Source organism: Paraburkholderia atlantica (assembly GCF_000092885.1).
Taxonomy (GTDB): Bacteria; Pseudomonadota; Gammaproteobacteria; order Burkholderiales; family Burkholderiaceae; genus Paraburkholderia; species Paraburkholderia atlantica.
Genome location: NC_014119.1, coordinates 150,619 through 171,978, shown reverse-complemented (window position 1 = coordinate 171,978; position 21,360 = coordinate 150,619). Strand labels below are relative to the sequence as shown.

The 21,360-nt window shown below is 61.0% G+C and carries 20 protein-coding genes and 7 pseudogenes; 17 read left to right on the top strand and 10 right to left on the bottom strand.

Annotated features, from left to right (window positions below; genetic code table 11):
* Nucleotides 1-2: 2 nt before the first annotated feature.
* From BC1002_RS28400 to BC1002_RS28385, 4 genes are all read left to right on the top strand, one after another.
* Nucleotides 3-809: an enoyl-CoA hydratase/isomerase family protein gene (locus BC1002_RS28400; protein ID WP_013093428.1), complete on the top strand. Its 807-nt coding sequence runs from the start codon at nt 3-5 to the stop codon at nt 807-809.
* A gap of 45 nt (nt 810-854) precedes the next feature.
* A complete protein-coding gene (locus BC1002_RS28395; protein WP_013093427.1) occupies nt 855-2,576 on the top strand; it encodes a GMC family oxidoreductase in 1,722 nt (573 codons plus the stop codon).
* 67 nt (nt 2,577-2,643) lie between these two features.
* Entirely contained in the window at nt 2,644-4,020 is a 1,377-nt protein-coding gene (locus tag BC1002_RS28390) for an MFS transporter (RefSeq protein ID WP_013093426.1), read from the top strand.
* A gap of 62 nt (nt 4,021-4,082) precedes the next feature.
* Nucleotides 4,083-4,784, top strand: coding sequence for a sterol desaturase family protein (locus BC1002_RS28385; protein ID WP_013093425.1), 702 nt, complete (start codon nt 4,083-4,085; stop codon nt 4,782-4,784).
* Here BC1002_RS28385 and BC1002_RS28380 read toward each other — a convergent pair.
* On the bottom strand, nt 4,781-5,701 hold the full coding sequence (locus BC1002_RS28380; RefSeq protein WP_013093424.1) for a LysR family transcriptional regulator: 921 nt from the start codon (nt 5,699-5,701) through the stop codon (nt 4,781-4,783). The two genes, BC1002_RS28385 and BC1002_RS28380, sit on opposite strands and share 4 nt — an antisense overlap.
* Nucleotides 5,702-5,818: 117 nt before the next feature.
* On the opposite strand from BC1002_RS28380, the gene BC1002_RS38020 reads away from it, so the two are divergent.
* On the top strand, nt 5,819-5,986 hold the full coding sequence (locus tag BC1002_RS38020) for a hypothetical protein (protein ID WP_013093423.1): 168 nt from the start codon (nt 5,819-5,821) through the stop codon (nt 5,984-5,986).
* Here the strand turns inward: BC1002_RS38020 and BC1002_RS28375 are convergent.
* Together BC1002_RS28375 and BC1002_RS28370 are read right to left on the bottom strand one after the other, a co-directional pair.
* Nucleotides 5,975-6,550 carry a hypothetical protein gene (locus tag BC1002_RS28375; RefSeq protein ID WP_013093422.1) on the bottom strand — a complete coding sequence of 192 codons (576 nt, stop codon included), beginning with the start codon at nt 6,548-6,550 and terminating at the stop codon, nt 5,975-5,977. The genes BC1002_RS38020 and BC1002_RS28375 overlap by 12 nt on opposite strands.
* A gap of 107 nt (nt 6,551-6,657) precedes the next feature.
* Nucleotides 6,658-6,900, bottom strand: coding sequence for a hypothetical protein (locus BC1002_RS28370; protein ID WP_013093421.1), 243 nt, complete (start codon nt 6,898-6,900; stop codon nt 6,658-6,660).
* A gap of 166 nt (nt 6,901-7,066) precedes the next feature.
* Between BC1002_RS28370 and BC1002_RS39135 the strand changes: the two are divergent.
* From BC1002_RS39135 to BC1002_RS35760, 3 pseudogenes are all read left to right on the top strand, one after another.
* Nucleotides 7,067-7,864: pseudogene (locus tag BC1002_RS39135) on the top strand (DDE-type integrase/transposase/recombinase); the annotation flags it as partial.
* A pseudogene (locus BC1002_RS39845) lies at nt 7,856-8,277 on the top strand (ATP-binding protein); the annotation flags it as partial. The pseudogenes BC1002_RS39135 and BC1002_RS39845, both read left to right, overlap by 9 nt.
* Before the next feature lie 66 nt (nt 8,278-8,343).
* Nucleotides 8,344-8,598, top strand: a pseudogene (locus tag BC1002_RS35760) (transposase); the annotation flags it as partial.
* A 21-nt stretch (nt 8,599-8,619) separates the two neighbouring features.
* Here BC1002_RS35760 and BC1002_RS28355 read toward each other — a convergent pair.
* Nucleotides 8,620-9,699: pseudogene (locus tag BC1002_RS28355) on the bottom strand (IS30 family transposase); the annotation flags it as partial.
* A 284-nt stretch (nt 9,700-9,983) separates the two neighbouring features.
* On the bottom strand, nt 9,984-11,051 hold the full coding sequence (locus BC1002_RS28350; protein ID WP_013093419.1) for a purine-nucleoside phosphorylase: 1,068 nt from the start codon (nt 11,049-11,051) through the stop codon (nt 9,984-9,986).
* Between the two features lie 1,005 nt (nt 11,052-12,056).
* Here BC1002_RS28350 and BC1002_RS28345 point away from each other — a divergent pair.
* Entirely contained in the window at nt 12,057-12,800 is a 744-nt protein-coding gene (locus tag BC1002_RS28345; RefSeq protein WP_238538059.1) for a ferredoxin reductase family protein, read from the top strand.
* Here BC1002_RS28345 and BC1002_RS28340 read toward each other — a convergent pair.
* Nucleotides 12,797-13,357 (bottom strand): annotated as a pseudogene (locus BC1002_RS28340) (helix-turn-helix domain-containing protein). The gene BC1002_RS28345 and the pseudogene BC1002_RS28340 sit on opposite strands and share 4 nt — an antisense overlap.
* Before the next feature lie 371 nt (nt 13,358-13,728).
* Here BC1002_RS28340 and BC1002_RS36840 point away from each other — a divergent pair.
* From BC1002_RS36840 to BC1002_RS39440, 4 genes and pseudogenes are all read left to right on the top strand, one after another.
* A pseudogene (locus BC1002_RS36840) lies at nt 13,729-13,946 on the top strand (transposase domain-containing protein); the annotation flags it as partial.
* 208 nt (nt 13,947-14,154) lie between these two features.
* Complete coding sequence (locus BC1002_RS28335) at nt 14,155-14,826, top strand: DedA family protein (RefSeq protein ID WP_013093415.1); 672 nt, start codon at nt 14,155-14,157, stop codon at nt 14,824-14,826.
* 47 nt (nt 14,827-14,873) lie between these two features.
* Nucleotides 14,874-15,905, top strand: a complete 1,032-nt coding sequence (locus BC1002_RS28330) for an AI-2E family transporter (RefSeq protein WP_013093414.1) — start codon at nt 14,874-14,876, stop codon at nt 15,903-15,905.
* Between the two features lie 121 nt (nt 15,906-16,026).
* Entirely contained in the window at nt 16,027-16,155 is a 129-nt protein-coding gene (locus tag BC1002_RS39440; protein WP_274380070.1) for a hypothetical protein, read from the top strand.
* Nucleotides 16,156-16,296: 141 nt separating this feature from the next.
* Here BC1002_RS39440 and BC1002_RS28325 read toward each other — a convergent pair whose 3' ends face one another.
* Nucleotides 16,297-16,605: a BON domain-containing protein gene (locus BC1002_RS28325; protein ID WP_083788774.1), complete on the bottom strand. Its 309-nt coding sequence runs from the start codon at nt 16,603-16,605 to the stop codon at nt 16,297-16,299.
* Between the two features lie 973 nt (nt 16,606-17,578).
* Nucleotides 17,579-17,869 (bottom strand): annotated as a pseudogene (locus BC1002_RS28320) (SDR family oxidoreductase); the annotation flags it as partial.
* Nucleotides 17,870-17,899: 30 nt separating this feature from the next.
* Between BC1002_RS28320 and BC1002_RS28315 the strand changes: the two are divergent.
* The 4 genes from BC1002_RS28315 to BC1002_RS28300 all read left to right on the top strand — a co-directional run bounded on the left by BC1002_RS28315 (nt 17,900) and on the right by BC1002_RS28300 (nt 20,308).
* Nucleotides 17,900-18,322: a helix-turn-helix domain-containing protein gene (locus BC1002_RS28315; RefSeq protein WP_083788773.1), complete on the top strand. Its 423-nt coding sequence runs from the start codon at nt 17,900-17,902 to the stop codon at nt 18,320-18,322.
* Nucleotides 18,323-18,571: 249 nt separating this feature from the next.
* The gene (locus BC1002_RS28310) at nt 18,572-18,913 is read left to right on the top strand and encodes a DUF4148 domain-containing protein (RefSeq protein WP_013093413.1); all 342 of its coding nucleotides are present in this window, start codon (nt 18,572-18,574) and stop codon (nt 18,911-18,913) included.
* Between the two features lie 155 nt (nt 18,914-19,068).
* On the top strand, nt 19,069-19,467 hold the full coding sequence (locus BC1002_RS38535) for an RcnB family protein (protein ID WP_013093412.1): 399 nt from the start codon (nt 19,069-19,071) through the stop codon (nt 19,465-19,467).
* A gap of 196 nt (nt 19,468-19,663) precedes the next feature.
* Nucleotides 19,664-20,308, top strand: coding sequence for a hypothetical protein (locus BC1002_RS28300; protein ID WP_238538058.1), 645 nt, complete (start codon nt 19,664-19,666; stop codon nt 20,306-20,308).
* 241 nt (nt 20,309-20,549) lie between these two features.
* Here the strand turns inward: BC1002_RS28300 and BC1002_RS28295 are convergent, their stop codons facing one another.
* A complete protein-coding gene (locus BC1002_RS28295; RefSeq protein ID WP_013093411.1) occupies nt 20,550-20,849 on the bottom strand; it encodes a type II toxin-antitoxin system RelE/ParE family toxin in 300 nt (99 codons plus the stop codon).
* A complete protein-coding gene (locus BC1002_RS36830) occupies nt 20,846-21,088 on the bottom strand; it encodes a type II toxin-antitoxin system ParD family antitoxin (protein WP_013093410.1) in 243 nt (80 codons plus the stop codon). The genes BC1002_RS28295 and BC1002_RS36830 overlap by 4 nt, the downstream gene beginning before the upstream one ends.
* Between the last annotated feature and the right edge of the window lie 272 nt (nt 21,089-21,360).

The following is a 21,360-nucleotide window of genomic DNA, read 5'->3' as shown; positions in this document are numbered from 1 at the left end:
CAATGAGTGATCTCACCCATCGCGGCCAGACGCTGCTGCAAGACCTCGACGGCTTCTCGGTCGAAATCGACGCGCAGCGCGAGCGCGCCGACATCATCCTGCATCGGCCGCCGTTCAACGTCATTTCGATGCACGCACGCGATCAGTTGCGCGCCGTGTTCGAAGCCCTCGACGAGGACGATCGCGTGCGCGTGATCGTCGTGCGTGCGAAGGGCGAGCATTTTTCGAGCGGCGGCGACATCAAGGGCTTTCTGGAAGCATCGCCGGAACACGTGTCGAAGCTCGCGTGGAATATCGCGGCGCCCGCGCGCTGCTCGAAGCCGGTGATTGCGGCGAATCGCGGCTTCTGCTTCGGCGTGGGCTTCGAGTTGTCGCTGGCGTGCGATTTCCGGATCGTCACCGATACGACCTTCTATGCGCTGCCGGAGCAGAAGCTGGGCCAGATTCCCGGCTCGGGCGGCTCGGCGCGTTTGCAGTCGATGGTCGGCATCGGCCGAACGAAGGACATCGTGATGCGCTCGCGCCGCATTCCTGGCGAGCAGGCGTACGAGTGGGGCATCGCGGTCGAATTCGTCGCGGACGCCGAACTCGAAGCGGCGACGGACGCGCTCGTCGACGAACTGCGCGCGTTCTCGCCGCTCGCGCAACGCACCGCGAAGAAGCTCTTGAACGATTCGGAAGACGCGCCCTTGTCGATCGCGATCGAACTCGAAGGCCATTGCTATAGCCGTCTGCGCTCGTCGGACGATTTCCGCGAAGGCGTCGAAGCGTTTCATGGCAAGCGCAAGCCGGTGTTTCGCGGCAGCTGATACCTGACACGCCGCGCGGCGGACGAGACCAGAGGAGACAACGCGATGAATCGCTTCGACTACGTGATCGTAGGCGGCGGCTCGGCCGGATGCGTGCTCGCGCATCGACTGTCGGCGGCGCCGTCGGTGCGCGTCGCGCTGATCGAGGCGGGCGCCGATACGCCGCCGGGCGCGGTGCCCGCGGCGATTCTCGACAGCTATCCGATGCCCGTCTTCTGCGGCGACGCGTACATCTGGCCCGATCTGAAAGCGAAGGCCACGCAGCACGCCGCGCCGCGCGTCTATGAACAGGGCCGCGTGATGGGCGGCGGTTCGAGCATCAACGTGCAATCGGCCAATCGCGGCCTGCCGCGCGACTACGACGAATGGGCTGCGAACGGCGCCGAAGGCTGGTCGTGGCGCGATGTGCTGCCGTACTTTCGCAAGCTCGAACGCGACGTGAACTTTCCCGGCGGCGAATTGCACGGCAGCGACGGACCGGTGCCGATCCGCCGGATCATGCCCAAGGACTGGCCGGCGTTCTGCCACGCATTCGCGAAGGGTTTGCGCGCGAACGGCTTCGCGGAACTCCAGGACCAGAATGGCGAATTCGGCGACGGCTTCTTTCCGGGCGCGTTCTCGAACATCGACGACAAGCGCGTGTCGACAGCGATCGCCTACCTCGACGAAGCCACGCGCAAGCGCACGAATCTCAGCATCTATTCGAATCTGCGTGTCGAACGCATCGTGATGGCAGGCGCGACGGCCCGCGGTGTCGTCGCGATTGCGGCGAACGGCGAGCGCGTGCATTTCGATGCGGGCGAAGTGGTGCTGAGCGCGGGCGCGTTGCAGTCGCCCGCGATGCTGATGCGCGCCGGTATCGGCGATGCGCGTCAACTCGTGGCGATGGGTATTCCGTGTGTGGCCGACGTGCCGGGCGTCGGACGCAATCTGCAGGATCATCCGTCGCTCACCTTCTGTCATTTTCTCGAGCCGCGCTTTCGCATGCCGCTCGCACGCCGCCGCGCGAGCATGATGGCCGCGCGCATGAGTTCGGGCGTCGCGGGCTGCGACGAGTCGGACCTGTATCTGTCGAGCGCGACGCGCGCCGCGTGGCATGCGCTCGGCAACCGGCTCGGCCTCTTTTTCCTCTGGTGCAACCGGCCGTATTCGCGAGGCCGCGTGCAACTGGCATCGCCCGATGCGGCCGTTGCGCCGCGCGTCGATCTGAATCTGCTCGACGACGAACGCGATTTGCAGCGGCTCGCCGCCGGCGTGCGGATGCTGGCGCGCGTCGTCGACGCATCCGGTCTCGGCCGCGATTCACGTGACTTCTTCCCGGCCGCGTTCTCACCGCGCGTGAAGGCGCTGAGCAAGGTCGGCGAAGGCAATGCGCTTCTGACTTCGATCCTCGGCGTGCTGCTCGATACGCCCGCGCCGCTGCGGCGTCTGCTGATCGAACGCTTCTTCACGCGCGGCCTGCAGATGACTTCGCTGATCCACGACGAGCGCGCGCTCGCCGATTTCATCCGCGCGAACGTGTTCGGCGTATGGCATGCGAGCGGCACGTGCCGCATGGGCAGCGCGCAGGACCTCGACGCGGTCACCGATACCGAAGGCCGCGTGCGAGGCACGCGCGGGCTGCGCGTCGTGGATGCATCGCTGATGCCGCGACTGCCATCGGCGAATACGAACATACCGACCATCATGATCGCCGAGAAGATCGCCGATGCGATGGTCGCCCAGCGACGGGCGAGCGTGGCATCGCCTTTCGCCTCCGCGCACTGACGATTTTTCAACCTCGACAAGAGCGCGCGTCCAACAAAGCGCGCCTGTGACACACAAGGAGATACAAATGGCTGTAGCAGCGCATGACGGGGCCACCGTGCTTCCGGTCAATCAGCGCCAGGTGATGGGCGCTGTGATGGCTTCATGCTTCGGCTGGGCCCTCGACCTGTTCGACCTGTTCGTATTGTTGTATGTGGCGCCGGTTGTCGGGCGTCTGTTCTTTCCGTCCGAACATGCGATGCTCTCGCTCGCGGCGGTGTACGCGTCCTTCGCGGTGACGCTGCTGATGCGCCCGCTCGGCTCTGCGCTGTTCGGCTCCTATGCCGACCGTCATGGCCGCAAGGGTGCGATGATCGTCGCGGTCGTCGGCGTCGGGCTTTCGACGGCGGCCTTCGGCGCGCTGCCGACGGTCGCCCAGGTCGGGCTCGTGGCTCCGGTCCTGTTTCTGCTGCTGCGTCTCGTGCAGGGCGTGTTCGTCGGCGGCGTGGTGGCGTCGACGCATACGATCGGCACCGAATCCGTCGCGCCGAAGTATCGCGGCGCGGTGTCCGGTCTCATCGGTGGGGGCGGGGCCGGGCTCGGCGCGTTGCTCGCATCGCTCACGTATCTGGCGATGTCCGCGATCTTTCCCGGCGATGCGTTCGACGCCTGGGGCTGGCGTTGCATGTTCTTCACAGGCATCCTGAGTTCGGTGCTCGGTCTGTTCGTGTTCAATGGTCTGGAAGAATCGCCGCTCTGGAAGAAGCTCGCCGCGGAAAAAGCTGCGAAAGCCGCTGAACAGAAGAAGATCGTCAACGCCGATAAGGCGCGCTCGCCGATCCGCACGCTGTTCTCGCGGGAATATCGCGGCGTGCTGTTCGTCAATCTGCTGCTGACTATCGGCGGCGGCAGCGGCTACTACCTCACATCAGGCTATCTGCCGACCTTCCTGAAAGTCGTGAGTCATGCGCCGAACGGCGCCGCCGCCGCGATCCTGATGATCTGCAGCGTGGCCGTGGTGATCGCTTCGGTCGCGGCAGGGCACGTCAGTACGTTCATCGGACGCAAGGGCGCGTTTATCTGGATCGGCATCATCCGGCTCATCGCGATGCCAGCGCTGTTCCTGCTGCTGCCGACGGCGCAAAGCATCACGATGGTCGGCGTCTACGCGGTGCTGCTTTCCGCGCTCGGCAGCGCCGGCTATGCGCCCGTGCTGATCTTCCTGAACGAACGCTTCCCGACCGCGATCCGCGCGACCGGCACGGGTCTGTCGTGGAACATCGGCTTCGCGATCGGCGGAATGATGCCGACCTTCGTTTCCCTCGTCGCGAAGGACGCGGGCCAGTTGCCGTCGACGCTCGCGATCTTCGTCGGTGCGATCAGCGTGATCTTTCTCGTGGGCGCGTTCGTGGTGCCCGAGACGCTCGGCAAGCTCGAAGGCGGTTCCGCGCGCAGTCGATCCTGAGTCATTGGACGTAACGGCGGACGCCAACGGGCGCACGCCTTTCACTATAACCGGAGACATCGATGAAATACGAAGAAGACGTTCGTGCGCGTTCCTACAAGTTCCGTGACGAGTATGTCAATGCCACGCCATGGTGGTATCGCGGCGAAATGCACCTCGGCTTCACATTGCTCTTCACCGGCGGCGTGATCGTGTATTGCCTGATGCAGCTTCATGCACCGACGCTTGCCGAATGGCTGGCGGTCATTCCGCTCTTTCTGTTCGGCAACTGGGCGGAATGGGCGGCGCACCGCTACGTCCTGCATCGTCCGACGAAGTATTTCAGCATGATCTACAAGCGCCACTGCGCCGTCCATCACCGGTTCTTCACGCATGTGACGCTTGAATACAAGGGCCACCGTCATTGGCGCGCACTGCTGTTTCCGCCTTTTGCGCCGGTTGCGTTCGTGCTGGCGGCCGTGCCGTTCGCGCTCGTGATTGGGTTCGTATTCTCCCGCAACGCAGGTTACATCGCGCTGCTCACGATGGCGGCGTACTTTCTGATGTACGAGGGCCTGCATACGCTTTCACACGTCACCGACAGCCCGTTGCTCGACCGCGTTCCGTTCGTCAACACAGTGCGGCGCCTGCACGCCACACACCACGATCCCGAAGTGATGGCGACACAGAACTTCAACCTCACGTTCCCGATCTGCGACACGCTGTTCGGCACGCGCAGCGACGTTCCGAGCCGTGCGCGCGAACCGTTGGAACGTGGCCGCTAAGGCGCCTGTTTCCCCAAAACACCCGTCGTCACGCGCTTTATCTCTTCAGTGATAATCGTGATGAGCGCCTGGGCGGCCGGTCCGATCGGCCGCTTCGGGTGGGTAACCTGAATGATGTGGCGCACGATCTGCGGCGACGCTATCGTGCGTGCGCGCAAGCGCCCTTCGTCCACTTTCGCCTGCACGACGACGCGCGGCAGGATGGTCGCGACACCGCTCTGCTCGACGAACTGCACGATGGTGCTGAGCAGATCGATCTCGAACTTCGGCTTGATGACGACGTCAGCCGCCATCAGCGCGGCATCGAGCGCGCCGCGCAGGCCGTTGCGGCGCGTGGGCAACACGAATTCGATGTCCGACTGCTGCGTGAGATCGATCTCGTCGGGCAGCTTTGGGCCGTGCTCCACGCTCGTCACCAGCACCATTTCCTCGACCAGCAACGGCTCTACGTGGAGCGTCAGCCGTCCGCGCGGCTTGTTGATGATGGCGGCATCGAGCCGGCCCGATTCGACAGCGTCGATCAGCTGCGCGCTGAAGCCATCGGCGACGGAGACTTCGACTTGCGGGAAAAGCGCATCGAATCGGGCGAGCGATTCGGGCAATACGCTCTGCGCCTCCGACGACACCATTCCCAGCGACACGCGGCCTGTCACGATGACATCGCGACGGCTCAGGTGCTCGCGTGCGTGATCGATGTCGCGCATGATCGGCGTGTAAAGGCGGTACATCAACCGTGCGGCTTCGGTCGGCGCCATGCCGTGCGGCCCCCGCTCGAAGAGCTTCTGCCGGATCTCCGTTTCGAGCTTGGCGATCTGCATGCTGAGCGCCGGTTGCGCGATGTTGAGCCGCCTGGCGGCGCGCGTGACGGTGCCTTCTTCGAAAAGCGCGATGAAGTACTGGATCTGCTTCAGTTCCATGGGACAGGCGTATACGTGACGGGCCGACGAAGATAGTACCGCGCACTGTCTTTCATGAGGTGAGCGTCGGATGACTAACCCACGGTATCGAGTCGCTGTTCGCACCCGAGCGTCCCTATGCGTGCGACGATCGCGCAACTTATCGGCACCGATCTCTCCAGGATTCTGCCCGGCACGCTACGTACGGATGCGCTTGGGATGGTGGTGTGGGGCCAACCTGGCCAGCTTTCGCTCGCGCTGTACCGAGGCTGGCACCTGCCGTCGGCTGACACGTTAGATACTTGAACGAAAGACGCGCAGTTCAGGGTTGTTGAGGGCAACTCGCGAATCGGGCGAACCCTCAAGGTTCCGGCCGCGTTGGACCGAGCGGTGTACTTGCGGGAGCCTGTCGCGGCCGACCGGCAAGCCAATTGCCGAAAGAAAGTATCGGGCGTGCGAGAAGCCGCTTTCGGGGTAGCGCTCGAAAATCCGGTTAATCTCCGCGACAAGCGGACGGACACGCTCTGGCAACGGCGCGTCAGGCCCCAACGTCAACGCGGTCTGTCCAAACCTGACAGGTCCGGCCTTGATCATGGCTCGCAGCGCGGAATTCGCACTGCCGCGCCCAAACAGTTCAGTGCCATATGCACGGATCATGGCCCGCACAATTGCTTCGGCTGCCGGTGCAAGCGGCGGCATGACCTCAATGAGGCGCAGTTGCGATGAACGGACGTCCGGCGCGGTGAAGCGTCCGATATCGTCGATATCGGATTCCAAACGCTGCGCCGGCAGGTCCGCGCTAAAGAGCAGGATCCTGATGCGTTCATAGAGCGCGTCTTCGGCGGGATCGATGACAGCGGTGTCCGTCATTCTCTTTTCCTCGCGGTGAGTTGAGCCCAAGCGGCTCGGGATATCGAACCAGAAGCGGATCGACAGGTGTCCGACTCGCGTCCGGCCAGAGGTTGCTGACCGGCGCGCTAGATCCGTCGAACATACCGGTCCGAAACAACCGAGCGTTGCTGGATCCATGCGATAGCAAGCTCGAGTGCTTCGTCGCGACCCTCCTGGGCGTTGGCAAAGTCCACATCGACGCCGAGCGTGCGTGTATCGCCGGCCCGGTCGGTGACAATTGCCGCCGCCGCGTAGCGACCCGTCTCCGTGGGGGTTACCATCGGCCGGATCTCGTAGCCGTGATACTCCATCACTTTGTCCGTTTGCATATGACACCTCCGCAAAGCGTCGCGGCGCATCCGAGACGCGCGAGGCGACGCGGTTCTTCAACCAGTCCTGCAGCCCGCGGCTTGCCGCGTAGACCTAAGCCCGCGACACCGGCATGCGCGAGCAACGTTTCAATGACCGCGGGCGTCGCCCGCGCGTCCGCCCGGCCTGCTCGAGCAGGTCCATACTGACGGGCACCTACGCACGCGCCTGCGCGGCCTGCAATCGCTGCACGGCAATTTCCTGCGCCAATGCCGCTCGGTCGGCTTGACCGCGGCCGACTATCCGCTGAACACAGCGGACCATGCGATCCGCTCGCTTTCGCGACGGTTGAAGGCAGAAATGCTGCGAAGCTTCGGCACAGCGGCACGCTCAGCGGGCGCCACGCATCTCAAGGGCTTGCCTCGCGTTGACGATACTGGCCCACCCGCGGCAAGCCGGCCATATCAGGTCGTCGAATTCGACGGTCACCGGCTGGACGTTCGTCTCAAGGTGGTGGTTCGCGATCCGCTCGGCTTCGTGCACGAATTCGAGATGGAACGAGTGTGGCTGCTTGTGATCATCGACGTTTGCACCCGTGCGGTACTTGGCTATCACATTGCACTCGGGGAGTACAGCCGCTACGACGTCGTCAAGACCATCGAGAATGCACTGACGCCTCATCGCCCACGAACGTTCACCATACCAGGCCTCGCGTACGGTCCACACGACGGCTTTCCGTCCGGGCACATGCCCGAACTGGCGTATGTCACCTGGGAGTGGATCAGGCTCGACAACGCGAAGGCCAACCTCGCAAACGAGACGATGACGGCGTTGTGTGAGTTCGTCGGCTGCCTGGCTGATGCTGGACCCAAACACAGCCCAGACGAGCGGCCCTATATCGAACGGTTCTTCGGCACGATTGCCAGCCGGCTGTCTTCACGTTTGCCGGGATATACTGGCTCGCACATACGCGACCTTGTGCGGTACCACGCGCCATGCCCCCTGCGCCTCAAGTACGCCCAGTTCGGTGCCGTCAGCCAGGAAAGCGCGCACGGAGAGGCAGTAGGCGATCACGCGCCAAACGCCGGTACCAGCTCGGCCAAACGCTCCCGCCTGTCACTTCGTATTCGCGAGGCCGCCGCACGCTCCGGAAGCAGCGCGGTGCTTTTGTTCTGCGACGAGGCTCAAAGGTACAACGAGAATGAATATGAATGGCTGCGTGATGTGCATGACGTGCTTGATCGCCAGCAGATCAAGCTCTTCACCTTCCTCGTCGGGAGGAACTGCTAGCGCAGAAGACCGGGTTACAGATTGCAGGCAAGACGCAAATCGTTGCACGCCTCATGGTCGACGAATTCGCGTTCTACGGTATCCGCAATGCCCAGGATGTCGCCACATGAGCTTGCCCCCGAAAAACGAACCCCTTGCTGAGCAGGTAAACTCAAGCAAGGAGAAGAAGAACGATGACGAGCAAGGCAAAGCGAGCGCAGTACACGCTCGAGTTCAAAATGGAAGCGGTGCGACTGGTCAAGGCCGGACAAAGCATGGCGGCGGTGGCGGCGACACTGGTGGTGGTTGAATAGACGCTGTACAACTGGGTGAAGGCTGACCGGGAAGGCAAGCTGGCGGGAGCAGGGACGAAGCCTGTGAGCCCGGAACAGATGGAACTGGCGCGGCTGCGTGCCGAAGTGGCTCGCCTGAAGATGGAGCGAGATATTTAAAAAAAAGCGGCGACGGGTTCAACCGGTGAATGCAACACCGATGCTGGCGTTTAGTTTATCTGCAGGCGTCATGAAACCCAATGTCTTTCTGGGGCGTTGGTTCAATTGCAAGGCGATCTTGTTCAGATCGCCTTGCGAGTAGCTGGCCAGAGTGGTGCCTTTGGGGAAGTACTGGCGAAGCAGTCCGTTGGTGTTCTCATTCGTGCCCCGCTGCCACGGGCTTTGCGGATCGCAGAAGTAGACTTGCACGTCGGTGGCAATTGTGAATTCCTTGTGCTGTGCGAGTTCCATTCCTCGGTCCCATGTGACCGATTTGCGTAGCTCTGCAGGCAGTTTGCGGACCTGTTTGCTCAGCGCCGATACGACGCTGTCGGTGTCCTTGCCCTTTACCTTCACGAGAATGGTGAAGCGAGAATGACGCTCTACCAGAGTCGCAATGTGTGTGTTGTTCGAGCCGCTGAGCAAGTCGCCTTCCCAGTGGCCCGGAATCGCTCGATCTTCAGCTTCGGCGGGCCGCTCGCGGATTGATACCGCATCGATTATCTGTCCGCGCGGTTGTCCCTTTGCTGACGCTTTCTTCGAACGACGCATCATCCGGCGCGTGCGCAGGTGCTTCATCAGTTCCGCTTTGAGTACTCCACGGGCCTGAATGAACAGACTGCGGTAAATCGTTTCGTGCGAGACCTGCATGGTTTCATCATCGGGATACTGCAGTTTCAACCAGCCTGCGATCTGCTGTGGCGCCCATTTCAATTGCAGCTTGCGGGCGACTAATCGGCACAGTTTGTCGTTGACGGCCAAGCGGCACGGTTTCGGCCGCTTCGCGAGTTCCCAGGCTCTCGCATCTGCTGAAGTGGCTCTGTATCGGCTCAACCCGCGGTGGCGTGCTATTTCACGGCTGATCGTCGACGGAGACCGACCGAGACTGGCTGCGATCTCACGGATTGAAACGCCTGCATAAATGCCGCGCGAGATTTCCTCTCGTTCGGCAAGTGTTAGCACGCGGGCTGACCGTTTCCTTACCGTTGGCATGATGCCGCCATGCGGTCGAACGATCGCGTGAATCGATGCTGCATGCTTGCCTAGCGAGCGGCCGATGGGAGGTGACGCACCGTCGCATCGACCAGAAAAGAGGATGAGGGCCGCTGACGGGCCGGAACCGCCTGGCTACGAGGCGCACGCGCAACCAACCGCCAGGGCAGACAGGCGAGAGCCCTATCGCCGTGAAAAAAGGGGAGCTTTGCTTTTCATTTTATTTAAACGGTAGCTGGCGGCGCATGGTCGCAGTAGAGAATCGCGCTAGCGCGCCGTACATCAAGATTGAAGTGAAATAAAACCGCAACGAAAGGCACGCGCGGCGCTTCACCCCGCCGCAAAACACGCTACCGCCGAGGCACGCCGTCGCTCCATTCGCCCCAGTGCGTGACGATGTCCTGCACGAGCGGATTGCCGGTCAGGAAAAGATTGTTAATTGCGATCGTGAAGCCGCCCTGCGACGCGTAGTTGAGCAGATTGTCCGCGCTCGACTGGTCCGCGTAAGGCCGGTCGAAGTCCGAGCCGGCGCGCAACACCGCTACACGGGCGAGGTCAACGCGATGCGCGGACGCCGCGCGCGTCAATGCCTCGAAAGTGGCGTTGTCTTCCTGCTGCGTCGTGCAATAGGTGCCCTTGCCGTCTGTCAGGATTTTCGTCCATTGACGCGCGCGCTCTCCTAGATCAGTGCCCGACCACCAGGTGTCGCCCGCCAGCGTGTCGCACTGGATCACTGTCGGCGGACGGTTCGCTGGCGCATAGTTGTATTTGGCGCGGGCAGCCTGCGCCGGTGGGTCGTCCGTGAGCGTCACGTTGCGCGACAGCGCGAATGCCGCATTTGAAAGCGCCGGATTCAGCTGAAACACTTCGGTGCGATAGTCGAGCGGTGGCTTTTGCGTCGGGCCCGTCGTGTTGATGCCGAGATAGCCAGTGTTCCAGCCGGGAGGAATTTCGCGCCCGTCGACTTCCCATTGAATCCCGAAGTCGACGAGCCAGTTGGCCCACGCGGCGGATCCGACGGTCCCCTGAAGCGGATCGATACCTGCGATGCCCGCCACCATGAAATACGTACGGCGCAAGTCGAAACGCGGCGAGAAGGTCAGCGCCATGATCGACGCGGCGGCATTCGCGTGTCCCATGCCCGTCGTCATCACGCAGATCTCCTGGCGATTGCAGTGGACTGCCGGGTAGTCAGGGGAAAGTCCCGCGACGGTGATGTCCTGCCACGGTCCGAGATGATCGAGCCACACCTGGCCTTCCGGACCGAACATCGAAATGATCATCACCTTGACCGGACGCCCATGCGACGCGCCATCGTCCTGCGCGAAGCCGTCGTCGGTATGCGCGATAGCCGGTGAAACTGCTGCGCCCGCCAGCAGCAACGATGAGACTGCAGCACCAAAAGCATGTTTTCGCATAAGAGGCCCCACCTAACATGAAAGAACTGCGTTCCGAAAGGGAAATCGCGTGCCGTATTATCGACTGATGTCTTGGCTTCTTGTCGGCGTGCAGCGTGGAACCTGGACGTCAGCCATTCAGGTGGCTACGAGTATACGCAGAAAAATTGATGGAATGGCAAGCGTTAGTGGAGATCGATGCGCAGATCGAGGATGGCTTGCACCTGTTTCAAGATCCCGTCCCGCCGCCATTCCATGCACCTTGTGTGTGCGACCTGGTCAAGTAGACGCGCCAGGGCGAGAAGAAGAGCCTCGCCCCCCATGCGACCAACGAAGTCGCTCACGATCGGCAAGCATTGACCAGCCCAAATAAAGGAATCGAGATAGCCGGCGCCTCCGTCTATTATTTAAGCCCGTTTGGGCTCGGTACACGGACGCATCAAGATTTCCGACACTAGCGCGGGAGGCGGTCCGTCCGTTCATATCAACGCCGTCGCATTGCAATCGCTCCGCCGGCCGACATTTTTCGTGACTCGTGCCTCGCGGCCGCTTTCGAAGGACCGGTTATTAAAAGCAGGAACACCATCTCTGATGCCAGTGGATATTAGAACTTCGCTAATCTAATTATGCGAAATTTAGGCTGATTAATTATCCGTATCAGTGATCGGCATATGGTGGGGATGTTTTCGAGCAGATCCGAAGGAAGCGCGGCAATAGCGGTGCCATAATGCGTAGCCTAACGCAAAGATAGGTGCCAGCTTCCTCAATTGAATCAGGTGTTATATTGAGCTACGGCGGATTTTTTTCCGAATCCCGGTCGCCCCTCAAACCGATGCCAGAAACGCCAAAACGCCGTTGCAAAATCCAGCGAAAGGCTTGATTGTGCTCGCGCTGATTCGGCAGTTCCCGTATCGGTGGTTCGCGAAGACCCACAACTGGCTCGCCGTTCTGTATCTACCCCTTGCGTTCCACACGGTCGTACTACTGCGCTTCGGCTATTGGCGTGCGCCGGTCGGAGTCGTGGTCGTGGTGCTGCTCGCGGCCGGTATCGTGTCGGTCGTGCGCGTGCTGGGTGGGCATGTCGGTCGCCAGTGTAAGGTTGAAGGTCGCATCGCGTCGCTCACCTGGTATCCCGAGCTGCGCGTGCTGCAGACGGCAATCGATCTACGACCCGGCTGGCCGGGGCATGCGTCGGGGCAGTTCGCGTTTGTCACATCAGACAGAAGCGAAGGTGCACATCCTTATACGATCGCGTCCGCATGGAACCCTCGCGTACCGCGAGTGGTGTTCTTGACGAAGGAGCTCGGCGACCACACGAGTAGGCTAAAGGATCGCCTGCGGGAAGGCATGCCGGTGACGGTGGAAGGGCCTTATGGCTGTTTCACGTTCGCAGACCAGCGTGCGCACCAGATCTGGATCGGCGCGGGGATCGGCATTACACCTTTCGTTGCGCGGATGAAGGAGTTGGCGCAGCATCGTGACCGGCGTCATCGGATCGATCTGTTTCATTCGACCGCCGACTTCTCCCAGAAGGCGATCGATCAGCTCGTCGCTGACGCGAAGGCAGCAGAAGTTCAGCTGCATTTGCTAGTGGATGCCAAGCACGGAAGGCTGAACGGCGAGCGGGTTCGCACGGCGATTCCCGATTGGGCGAGTGCAAGCGTGTGGTTCTGCGGGCCGCCGGCATTCGGCGAAGCCGTCCGCGACGATCTCGTCGCACACGGCCTCGATAGCGCTGACTTTCATCAGGAGTTGTTCCAGTTGCGCTAAGACCTCGTGTCGACGACGGCGGCATTCAGCGCAGAAGGACGACTCTGCGAACCGTGTGGGGCCGTCGACTCGAAGTGCGCGCTGTCACCAGGATCAAGCACAAATGTCCTGCCCTCGAGGTTCAGCGAAACCTGATTGCTGAGCACATGGAGAAACTCCTCTCCAGCATGTGTCGTAGTTCCGACGGCGGCTGACCAGCAGGCATTCGGATGAGAATCGCGTCGAGTTGCCTGCCGAGCGCTGCATTGCTGAGGCGAGCAAACTGATTCGTCGAGTCTGCAAAGCTGAAGTACTGCCTTTCGTTTGCGCGGCGCACGGACTTCGCTTCGGTTGGCGCTTCGGCGAAGTACTGCATTGTTACGCCAAGCGCTTGCGCAATACCGGCTAATGACGGAATGGACGGCGTCGCCTGTCCTCCCTCGACCTGAGAAAGGAACGGCTTCGAGATTCCGGCCGCCGTTGCAGTTTCGTCCAAGGTACGCGAGTCGCTCGTGCAACGCTCTGATCTTGCTGCCCATCACAAGCCGGGCGTTGCTTTTTCTGTCATCACGTTTCATATCTGTAACTTGAGATATCAGTAAAAAAACGGCGTCAAATTTTGTTTGATAACAGCAAACTACATTTGCTTTAAGGCCGCGCTACGCCGATGCGCCGTATTGGCGCTTGCACTCGCTTTAGTTCCCCGCGCCGGTCAAGTTGTGAAGGGAAAGCGGCATTGCACCGAGGCTAATAAACATTGCTCCATATATCGAGTGACTAGCATCGACAGGCAGCAGCCGACGAAAAAACGTTGACCCCGGAAACCCGAAGCTCCAGCTTTCGGTAATTCGCCGTCATGGCGCAACAGGGTCGGGATCATGCACGGTTTGTCGTTAAGGGAATTGAAGTGCGCGGCTTCGGAACCCTTAGAAAAATGAAAGAAGCGGCTGCGCTCACACGCTATTGCGATGAAGGCCAGCTCGAAATCGACAGTCTCCCCGTCGAGGGGGCGCAGCGCGAGTTTCCATTGGCACCGGAAAACTGAACGGCATCGACCCTGAGGCATATCTACGCTTCGTGCTCGCACGCGCAGCCGAGCACGCTATCAAGCGCCTCGACGGACTACCTCAACGAGATCGAGCGGGCATGTCCAACGCGAGAACTTAGCCGTACCCGCGCTAGCAGAGCCTTGCCGCAGGCGATTCGTCCCCCGGACCCGCCAGTTCCCGCACGCGGTACGGGAGACAGCGAGAGCCGGCTGTTCGCGGCGTCATGATGCGCAACGCGATTGCGCCCGTCGGGCCACATTGAACCGGACTAACGCGCGCTTGCCGCTATACTTTCCTCTCGACTAACGCGCTCGTGGCCGACACGCATGGCGATGTTCATCCAATTCGTCTCGCAACTGGAACAGGACCTCGAAACGCTGCTGGCCCAGCATGGACCGTTGGCCTACGCAATCATCGGGGCGATCGTCTTCGGCAGTGTAGGCGTACTCCCTCTCGTCATTCTTCCCGCGGACATGTTGCTGTTCATGTCCGGGGCACTCGCTGCCGTCGGCGTGCTGCACCCTCTGTGGCTCGCGCCGTTGCTGGTCGCTGCCGCGGTTGGAGGAACAGTGTTCAACTATGCGCTGGCACGTGCCGTCGCCTCTGTTTGGAAACCGAAGCGCAGTGGCTGGATCAACAAGGTCAGTGCGCGAACCCGCGCGCTCTATGCACGTCACGGCGCCGCACTGCTGCTGTATTCTCCGTTCATCGCAATCGTCCGCGCCGTCGCGCCCGCGCTCGCCGGCGCCATGAAGATGCCGTTTCGCCGCTTCGTGCGCTTTACGACCGGTGGCGCAGTGATCTGGATATGCTCGCTTGCGGGGCCCGGTTATTTTTTCGGCAACGTGCCGTGGGTCCGCTCGCACCTGCCGGCTGCGATGGCGATCGTGATCGGCGCGGGCGTGGTCGCGCTCGTCGTTAGCCTGCTGTGGCGGGGACGGCGCAAACGCCGTGTCGTCGATTCGATGCTACCCGACGAAAAATCCCGCTGCGACTAAGGCACCCACCCACAACCCAGCAAGCAGCGCTGCTCGCGAGGAAACGCATGAACCAAGGTCTGCTGAAATGCACGTGCGCGGCCATACTCGCCACACTGCTCGGGTGGGGACTGTATGTCGGACGCCCCGTGCTGGTGCCGATTGCGTTCGGCATCATCGCGACTTACGTGGTCTTCGGCCTCGCCAACCTGCTGCGCAGCTTTCCCTACGTCGGTGCACGCCTGCGGGAAGGCCCGCGCCACGCAATTGCCGCGACGCTGATGCTTTTCACGGTCTACCTGTCGGTCAGTCTACTGCTGTCCGACAGGGATCGGCTGATGGCTGTCGCGCCGAAGTACGAGGCGACGCTGCTCGTACTGCTTACCAAGTTCGCCGCGCTGCTCCACATCGAAACGGAGGCGAACTGGACTGCGATACGTCGCGATCTGTTAGCGAGCGTCAACGTGCAGGCGATCATGACCTCTACCCTGTCGTCGGTGTCATCGCTCTTTGCCGCGATCATCGTGGTACTACTTTATGCGACGTTCTTCCTCATCGAGCACGCGAAATATCGGCGCAAGCTGGTGAAGTTCGCGGGCGGCTCGACGCGCATCGTCTCGGTAATCGACGAGATCAACTCGAAAATCGGCGTCTATCTCGCCATGAAGACCCTGCTCGGCGCGATCCTTGGCATCGCAAGCTGGATCTGCATGTGGCTCGTCGGACTTGAATTCGCAGAGCTTTGGGCGGTGCTGATTGGCCTGCTGAACTTCATCCCGTACGCGGGCTCATGGATCTCGGTCGCGGTTCCGACGCTGCTCGCGGCGCTGCAGTTCGGCCAGTGGAACGCGGCAATCGTGCTGTTCATCTCGCTTACGCTCGCGAACTTCGTAGTCGGACATCTCCTCGACCCGTGGCTGATGGGCGGCTCACTGAACCTGAGCCCCGCGATGATCCTGATCAGTCTGGCAGTGTGGTCATCGATCTGGGGCATCGCGGGTGCTTTCCTCGCAGTGCCGATCACTGTCGGCCTGGTCATTGCGCTTACCGCGTTCGAGTCGACACGTCGCTTCGCAGTTCTCCTGACGAACGATGACTAACATTGTTGACGCGACGCGACGCGACGCGACGTGACGAAGCGCTCGCCGGCCTCGACATCGAGCCGCTGATGTCGGTAAGCCATACCGAAGCAATCAAGCGAATGTTGCTGTCCCAGGTGCGATGCTCGCAATCAGCCGGCCGCCGTTCATCGGCGATAAGCCGGGCCTGATTCAGGCGGCCGGCGTGGCGTTAACCGCGATGCTGGCGGGAGCCGGCGCCGTGCGCAATCTCGGACCTACGTCGCTGTAGCTCGCGTACGTTGCATGTGGACGGCTCGATGGTTTCTGGGAGTTTGGCGAAGACGCAAAGCGCCTACCGGTCACTGAAGTTGTGTAGCGTTCATCGGCTGGCTACTCGTGACGTACTCGCTTCATCTTCTCGAATCACTGCCTAACGGCTGTTCCGCAAGGTCAGCTGATTCGTCACCGACCTGACTCCGCGGACGGACCTGGCCGTGTTGCCGGCGAGCGCGATCTGCCTGTGCTCAGGCACCCATCCTGTGAGCGTCACAACTCCCAAGCGCACCCTGACCCGAACGCCTGAAGCATCCAGGCTCGGTGTCCGCCTGAGGGTGCTGCGCACGTCCCGACTCACGGCACTATCCGGCCTGTTCTGAAGCCGCGACGTCGAGTACGCCACCCGATGTGCTGGCGCGCCGGCCGCGGTGTGCGCACCAGCGTGGATCGAGCCACAACTCATGGGGAGCATAACCATGATCGCGCACATTTTGACGTTCGCACCACTCACATTCATGCTCCCTGTCAGAAAAAGGCGATGGACCTGCAAGTGCAGTCTTCGTCTAGATTCGTCGTTATCGGTGAATGACTGAAGAGCCCATGCTTCCTGCATGAGCGAGGCGCGCGAGGGAGTCCAGCATCGCAGACCGTGGGACTCGGTGTGTCGTTATCGCAACCCAGACTACGCAGCGGAAAGGACAGACGCGGCAAGCATGCTCGATGTGTTCGAGAACGAACGCCCCGCTACGATACGACATGGTAGGGCATTCGGTCCAGCCGGTTGCAATATCATCACAGAACTGTGCAGGAAGTCGCCGTTGATCCCGGTGCCACCGCAATGCTCGCGAAATCGACATCGAGCTAGCTGGGCAACGGATCATTCCGGTCAGAGAACGTGCCGATCGGCACCGGTCGGCAGCCACCCACAACGTGATCAGCGCGGTACGCACTTCGTCGTTATAGCGTCTCTGCGGGCCCGGCTTCGCCCTTTCTGGCTGCGGATCGCGCGAAAAGCATCGCAGCTAGTTCATTGTCCGCTCGGTCATTGCTCGATAGCCCCCGATTTCCAAATTTTCGGCCTCGCGATCGTGCTGCTGCCTTCGCCTGGCGGCACGAGCCCCGGCTGGCTCGGCACCGCGATGAACTAGACGCCGTTGATCGCGGCGCCGATCGTGTGGTCGGTGGTCAGGCTGTCAGTCGAGGAAGAGGCGGACCGCGAATTGATGCAACAGGCGCCCCCCCCTCCCCGATAGATTGCATGATCGATCAGTTGCCGCCCTCGGTACCTGCCACGGCCGCACGCGCTGCGGTCATGGCGGTGCGCACGTATGGGGGCGTGATCTTGACGAATGAGCGTGGCGATCCCCGTCATGCATAAATGTACTGAGCATTGATTTGGCACCCGGCCTCGAGCTGCTGCCCCTCGCGACGGCAAGTCAGATGTGAATGCCGCCCGCCACTTCAATGCGCTGCGCGTTTACCCAACCAAAGTCATCCGACAAAAGACCGGCAATCACTGGGCCCACATCCGACGGCAGTCCCGTTCGGCCAAGAGCGGTATGGTCTGCGACGGCCTTGTTGACCTGCGGATTGTCTCGCACGATGCCACCACTGAAGTCGGTCGCGATTGCGCCTGGTGCGACGACGTTGACCGCTATCCGACGCGGCGCGAGCTCGAGGGCCATATAGCGAGTCAGCGCTTCGACGGCTGCCTTCATCGGCCCGTGGACGCTGTCGGAATTCTTTACCCGCTGCTTATGCGGGAGATTTGTTATTGGTTGCTAAGAGGTCCAAAAGGCCCCGTAATCGCGAAGCTGGCGTCGAGCGGGAATACCTCGCACGGTGTTCTGCGCGCGATGGAAAATATCAGAACTCGATTTTCGCAGCCAGTGCGAGTGGAAGATCTGGCTGAGACCGCCCAGCTAAGTCCGTCGGCGTTCCACCGGCAATTCAAGGCGCTGACCGGACTTTCCCCTCTTCAATATCAGAAGCAATTGCGCCTACTCGAGGCACGCAGGCTGCTGCTGTCACAGTCGATGAGCGCTCAGGCCGCCTCATTTGCGGTGGGATATGAGAGCCCCTCGCAATTCAGTCGGGAATACGCCCGGATGTTTGGCGCACCGCCCAAAAGAGACAAAGAGGACTCGACCATTGCGAAGACGATGCGCGTGGCGGCCTGAGTTACTTCGGGTTCCAAGGCTCTCGCTTCGTGAGCCCGCTCTCAGCCCTGCCTGCACGAGGATTGCCATCCAATTCGGACTATATATCTGCCGTGACACCGTAATAGCCTATATTTATTGCATAGAATGCAATAGTCTCTTGCAACGTAGGTGTTTACCCTCGTTTACTATTTCCTTACAATTCTCTTAACGGTTGAAGCCAAGCAGAAGCTTGTAGCGCCCCAACCAACAACCAAGGAGGTAGTAACCATGAAGCCCCTCGTTAAACTCGCCGCCTTTGTCGCTGCCATCGCCTTCGCTGCTCCGATTACGGTTTTCGCCGCAGCAAACGTGGCCGCAAACCATCCACTAACCCGCGCTGAAGTCCGTCAGCAACTGGTCGAAATAGAAGCAGCGGGCTACAACCCGGCCCGTGCGAACCCGCGCGAATATCCGGCGGACATCCAGGCTGCTGAAGCCAAGGTTGCTGCGCAACACGGAGACACGTCCGGAGTGGGTGGCGTCATAAGCGGTTCGTCCGCAGCGGGCAGCCATGCGTACACGAGCGAAGCAGCTCGCACCGGCCCGGGCTCGGTCTACTTCGGTCAGTAACCGGCTGACTGACGGCCCATCGTCCGCCCGTCTTTCCAGGAAGTGCGCAGAGAGCCTGCGCACTGACCATCTCCTCTGAACGGATAGGGAAACATAATCGCCGTCAAACGCCATTGTTTCGTTTCATTTCGATCAATTCTTCTCTCGAGGCAGCCATGAAATCAAAATTGCTCGCGCAACTCATGATTGCAGCCCTTATCGGTGTGTCGATCCCCGCCTTCGCCCAGCCTCACGACAATCAGCGTCACAGTGACTGGTCGGTGCACGGGCCCAAACGACACGACATGCGTCCGCCGCCCGCTCACGGTCATGGCCCCATGCCGCACGAGGCCTATCGCGGGCGGCCGGGCGGCCCGATGCCGCACGCCGACTGGCGTCAGGGCGATCGGCTTCCGGCCGAATACCGCAATCACAACTACGTCGTCGACGACTGGCGCGGCCACGGCCTCCGGCCGCCGCCGCACGGCTATCACTGGGTCGGGGTCAACGGGGATTATGTGCTCGCCGCTATCGCGACTGGCATCATTGCGGACGTCCTGTTCTCCAGCCACTAGCACCGGCGGCAACAATGTCGACGAATTCGATTCATCCGGGCAGATAGCGGCTACGCACCATTTCGGCGAGCAGCCGCTATTCACGCAGTTCAAATCGCGTCGGATCCGTCTGCTATTTCAGGCTTGTCAGTGGGATGATTCGGGTGCCCGATGTCGAGGCTTCGCGTAGGATAATCAAGCAGGATGTGCAGTCGTTTTGAGTTTGCCGCTGGTCCTCGGCCCATTCGCGATGAAACTACTTTCACAACGACTGAACACCCGCCTGCAACTACGCAAGAAACTGCGTCGCGCTAGCGGGTTTCAAATCGCCATTGCTCATCGCCTCCGCCAACTCAATGTGGAGGATTGGCGCTCGGCAACTGCTGGGCAGAGCTTTTATTTTTCGCCGGCATACCTGCAAATGATTGAAGCGGCCGGTCCGGCCAATCTCGAGCCGCGCTACGCCTTGATCTCGGATGACGACGGACCGCGCGCCACGGTCTGCATGCAAATCGTCCAGCTGAGCCTCGACCACTTAGGCGACCAACGCACCCACAAGCTCAAGGTTCCATTCAAAGAGCGCGTGCTTATCTGTGGCAACCTGCTCAGCTACGGGCAGCACGGCGTCTGTTTCGCGCCCGGCAGCACCCCTGCGGAACTGTGGCCCGCCGTGGCGGAGGCACTGTATCGTACCCGTCGATGCGAAAAGCTGGATGGCCAGACCAACGTAATTTTGGTGGTTGACGTAGCCACGCCAATCGCGCGTGGCCGTCCACGCGGCGAACGCCGACTCGAAGCATTCAGCCCCAGGCTCGAGCGCCGCGTCATGGTCCACCGGCGAGCGTTGCTCGTACAATGGTGACTGCTCGACGAGAATCCGAGCGTGATCACCGGCTGCGATCGTGCAGGCTGTGTGCTGATCAACGTGCGCGACGTTGATTGCGATGAGTTGGTTATACTAAGCGAATCGTTTTTGAGATCCGATGCAGACAGGTCACACTCCGAGCCGCCCGGGTCCGCGTTGTCGTATCGGCAGAGCTCGTTGTGGCTCGTGCGCAGACGCACAACTAGCAACGCATCCCAATTGGGGGATTAATACGAGATCAGTGTTCGTTCAGGTGATACGACGGGTCCATTCGTTGGTGGAGGATGCGGATTAGGTCGATCAGGTGCTCGTCTTCCTTGAAAAAAATCACATGCGTTCCGACAAGCACTTTACGGTAACCCGATCGTACATGTTGCGCAGACTGACTCGGCTGCGTACCGTCAGTTAGCCCGATAACCGTGTCCTGGATCATCCGGATATATCGTTCCGCTTGTCGCTGTCCCCAGTTTTCTACCGCGTAGTCCCAGATACTGTCGAGATCTTCCTCGGCCGCGGGCGAGAATACAAAAGCCTTCACGTCGCGGATTTCCGTTTGCGTGCAAGAAAGGCGTCAAAGTCGAACGGTCTTGATTGTCCCGAACGCTCACCCTTCTCCAGTTCAACGCGCAGGACGTCAAGTTTCGCCTCCTGTTCCTCCAGCAAACGCAGGCCGGCGCGAACAACGTCACTCGCAGTGCTGTATCGACCCGCACGCACGCGATCTTCAACGAATTCGGCGAAGTGATCGCCGAGTGAGACAGAGGTGTTTTTGCTCATAATCGTCGCTCCGATATACTGCCATAATACCAAAATTTGGTACTTCCTTCGCCGTTGCGGAGCTGTTCTCGCGACACTGCCAATTTTGTTGTGGAGTCGGCGAAAGGCAGTTAGTTGCGTTCTTTAAACGCTGGCACCGGAATGCAGCGGAGCTAATTCAGCGACACGCGGGGCCTCTCTTTCCCGACAGTTCCCAGACAGCCTTTGTCTTCGCACGACGGTCCGTGGCGAAGCGGCGAGACAAGATTCTCTCCGCACGGCGGAGAGAGTTC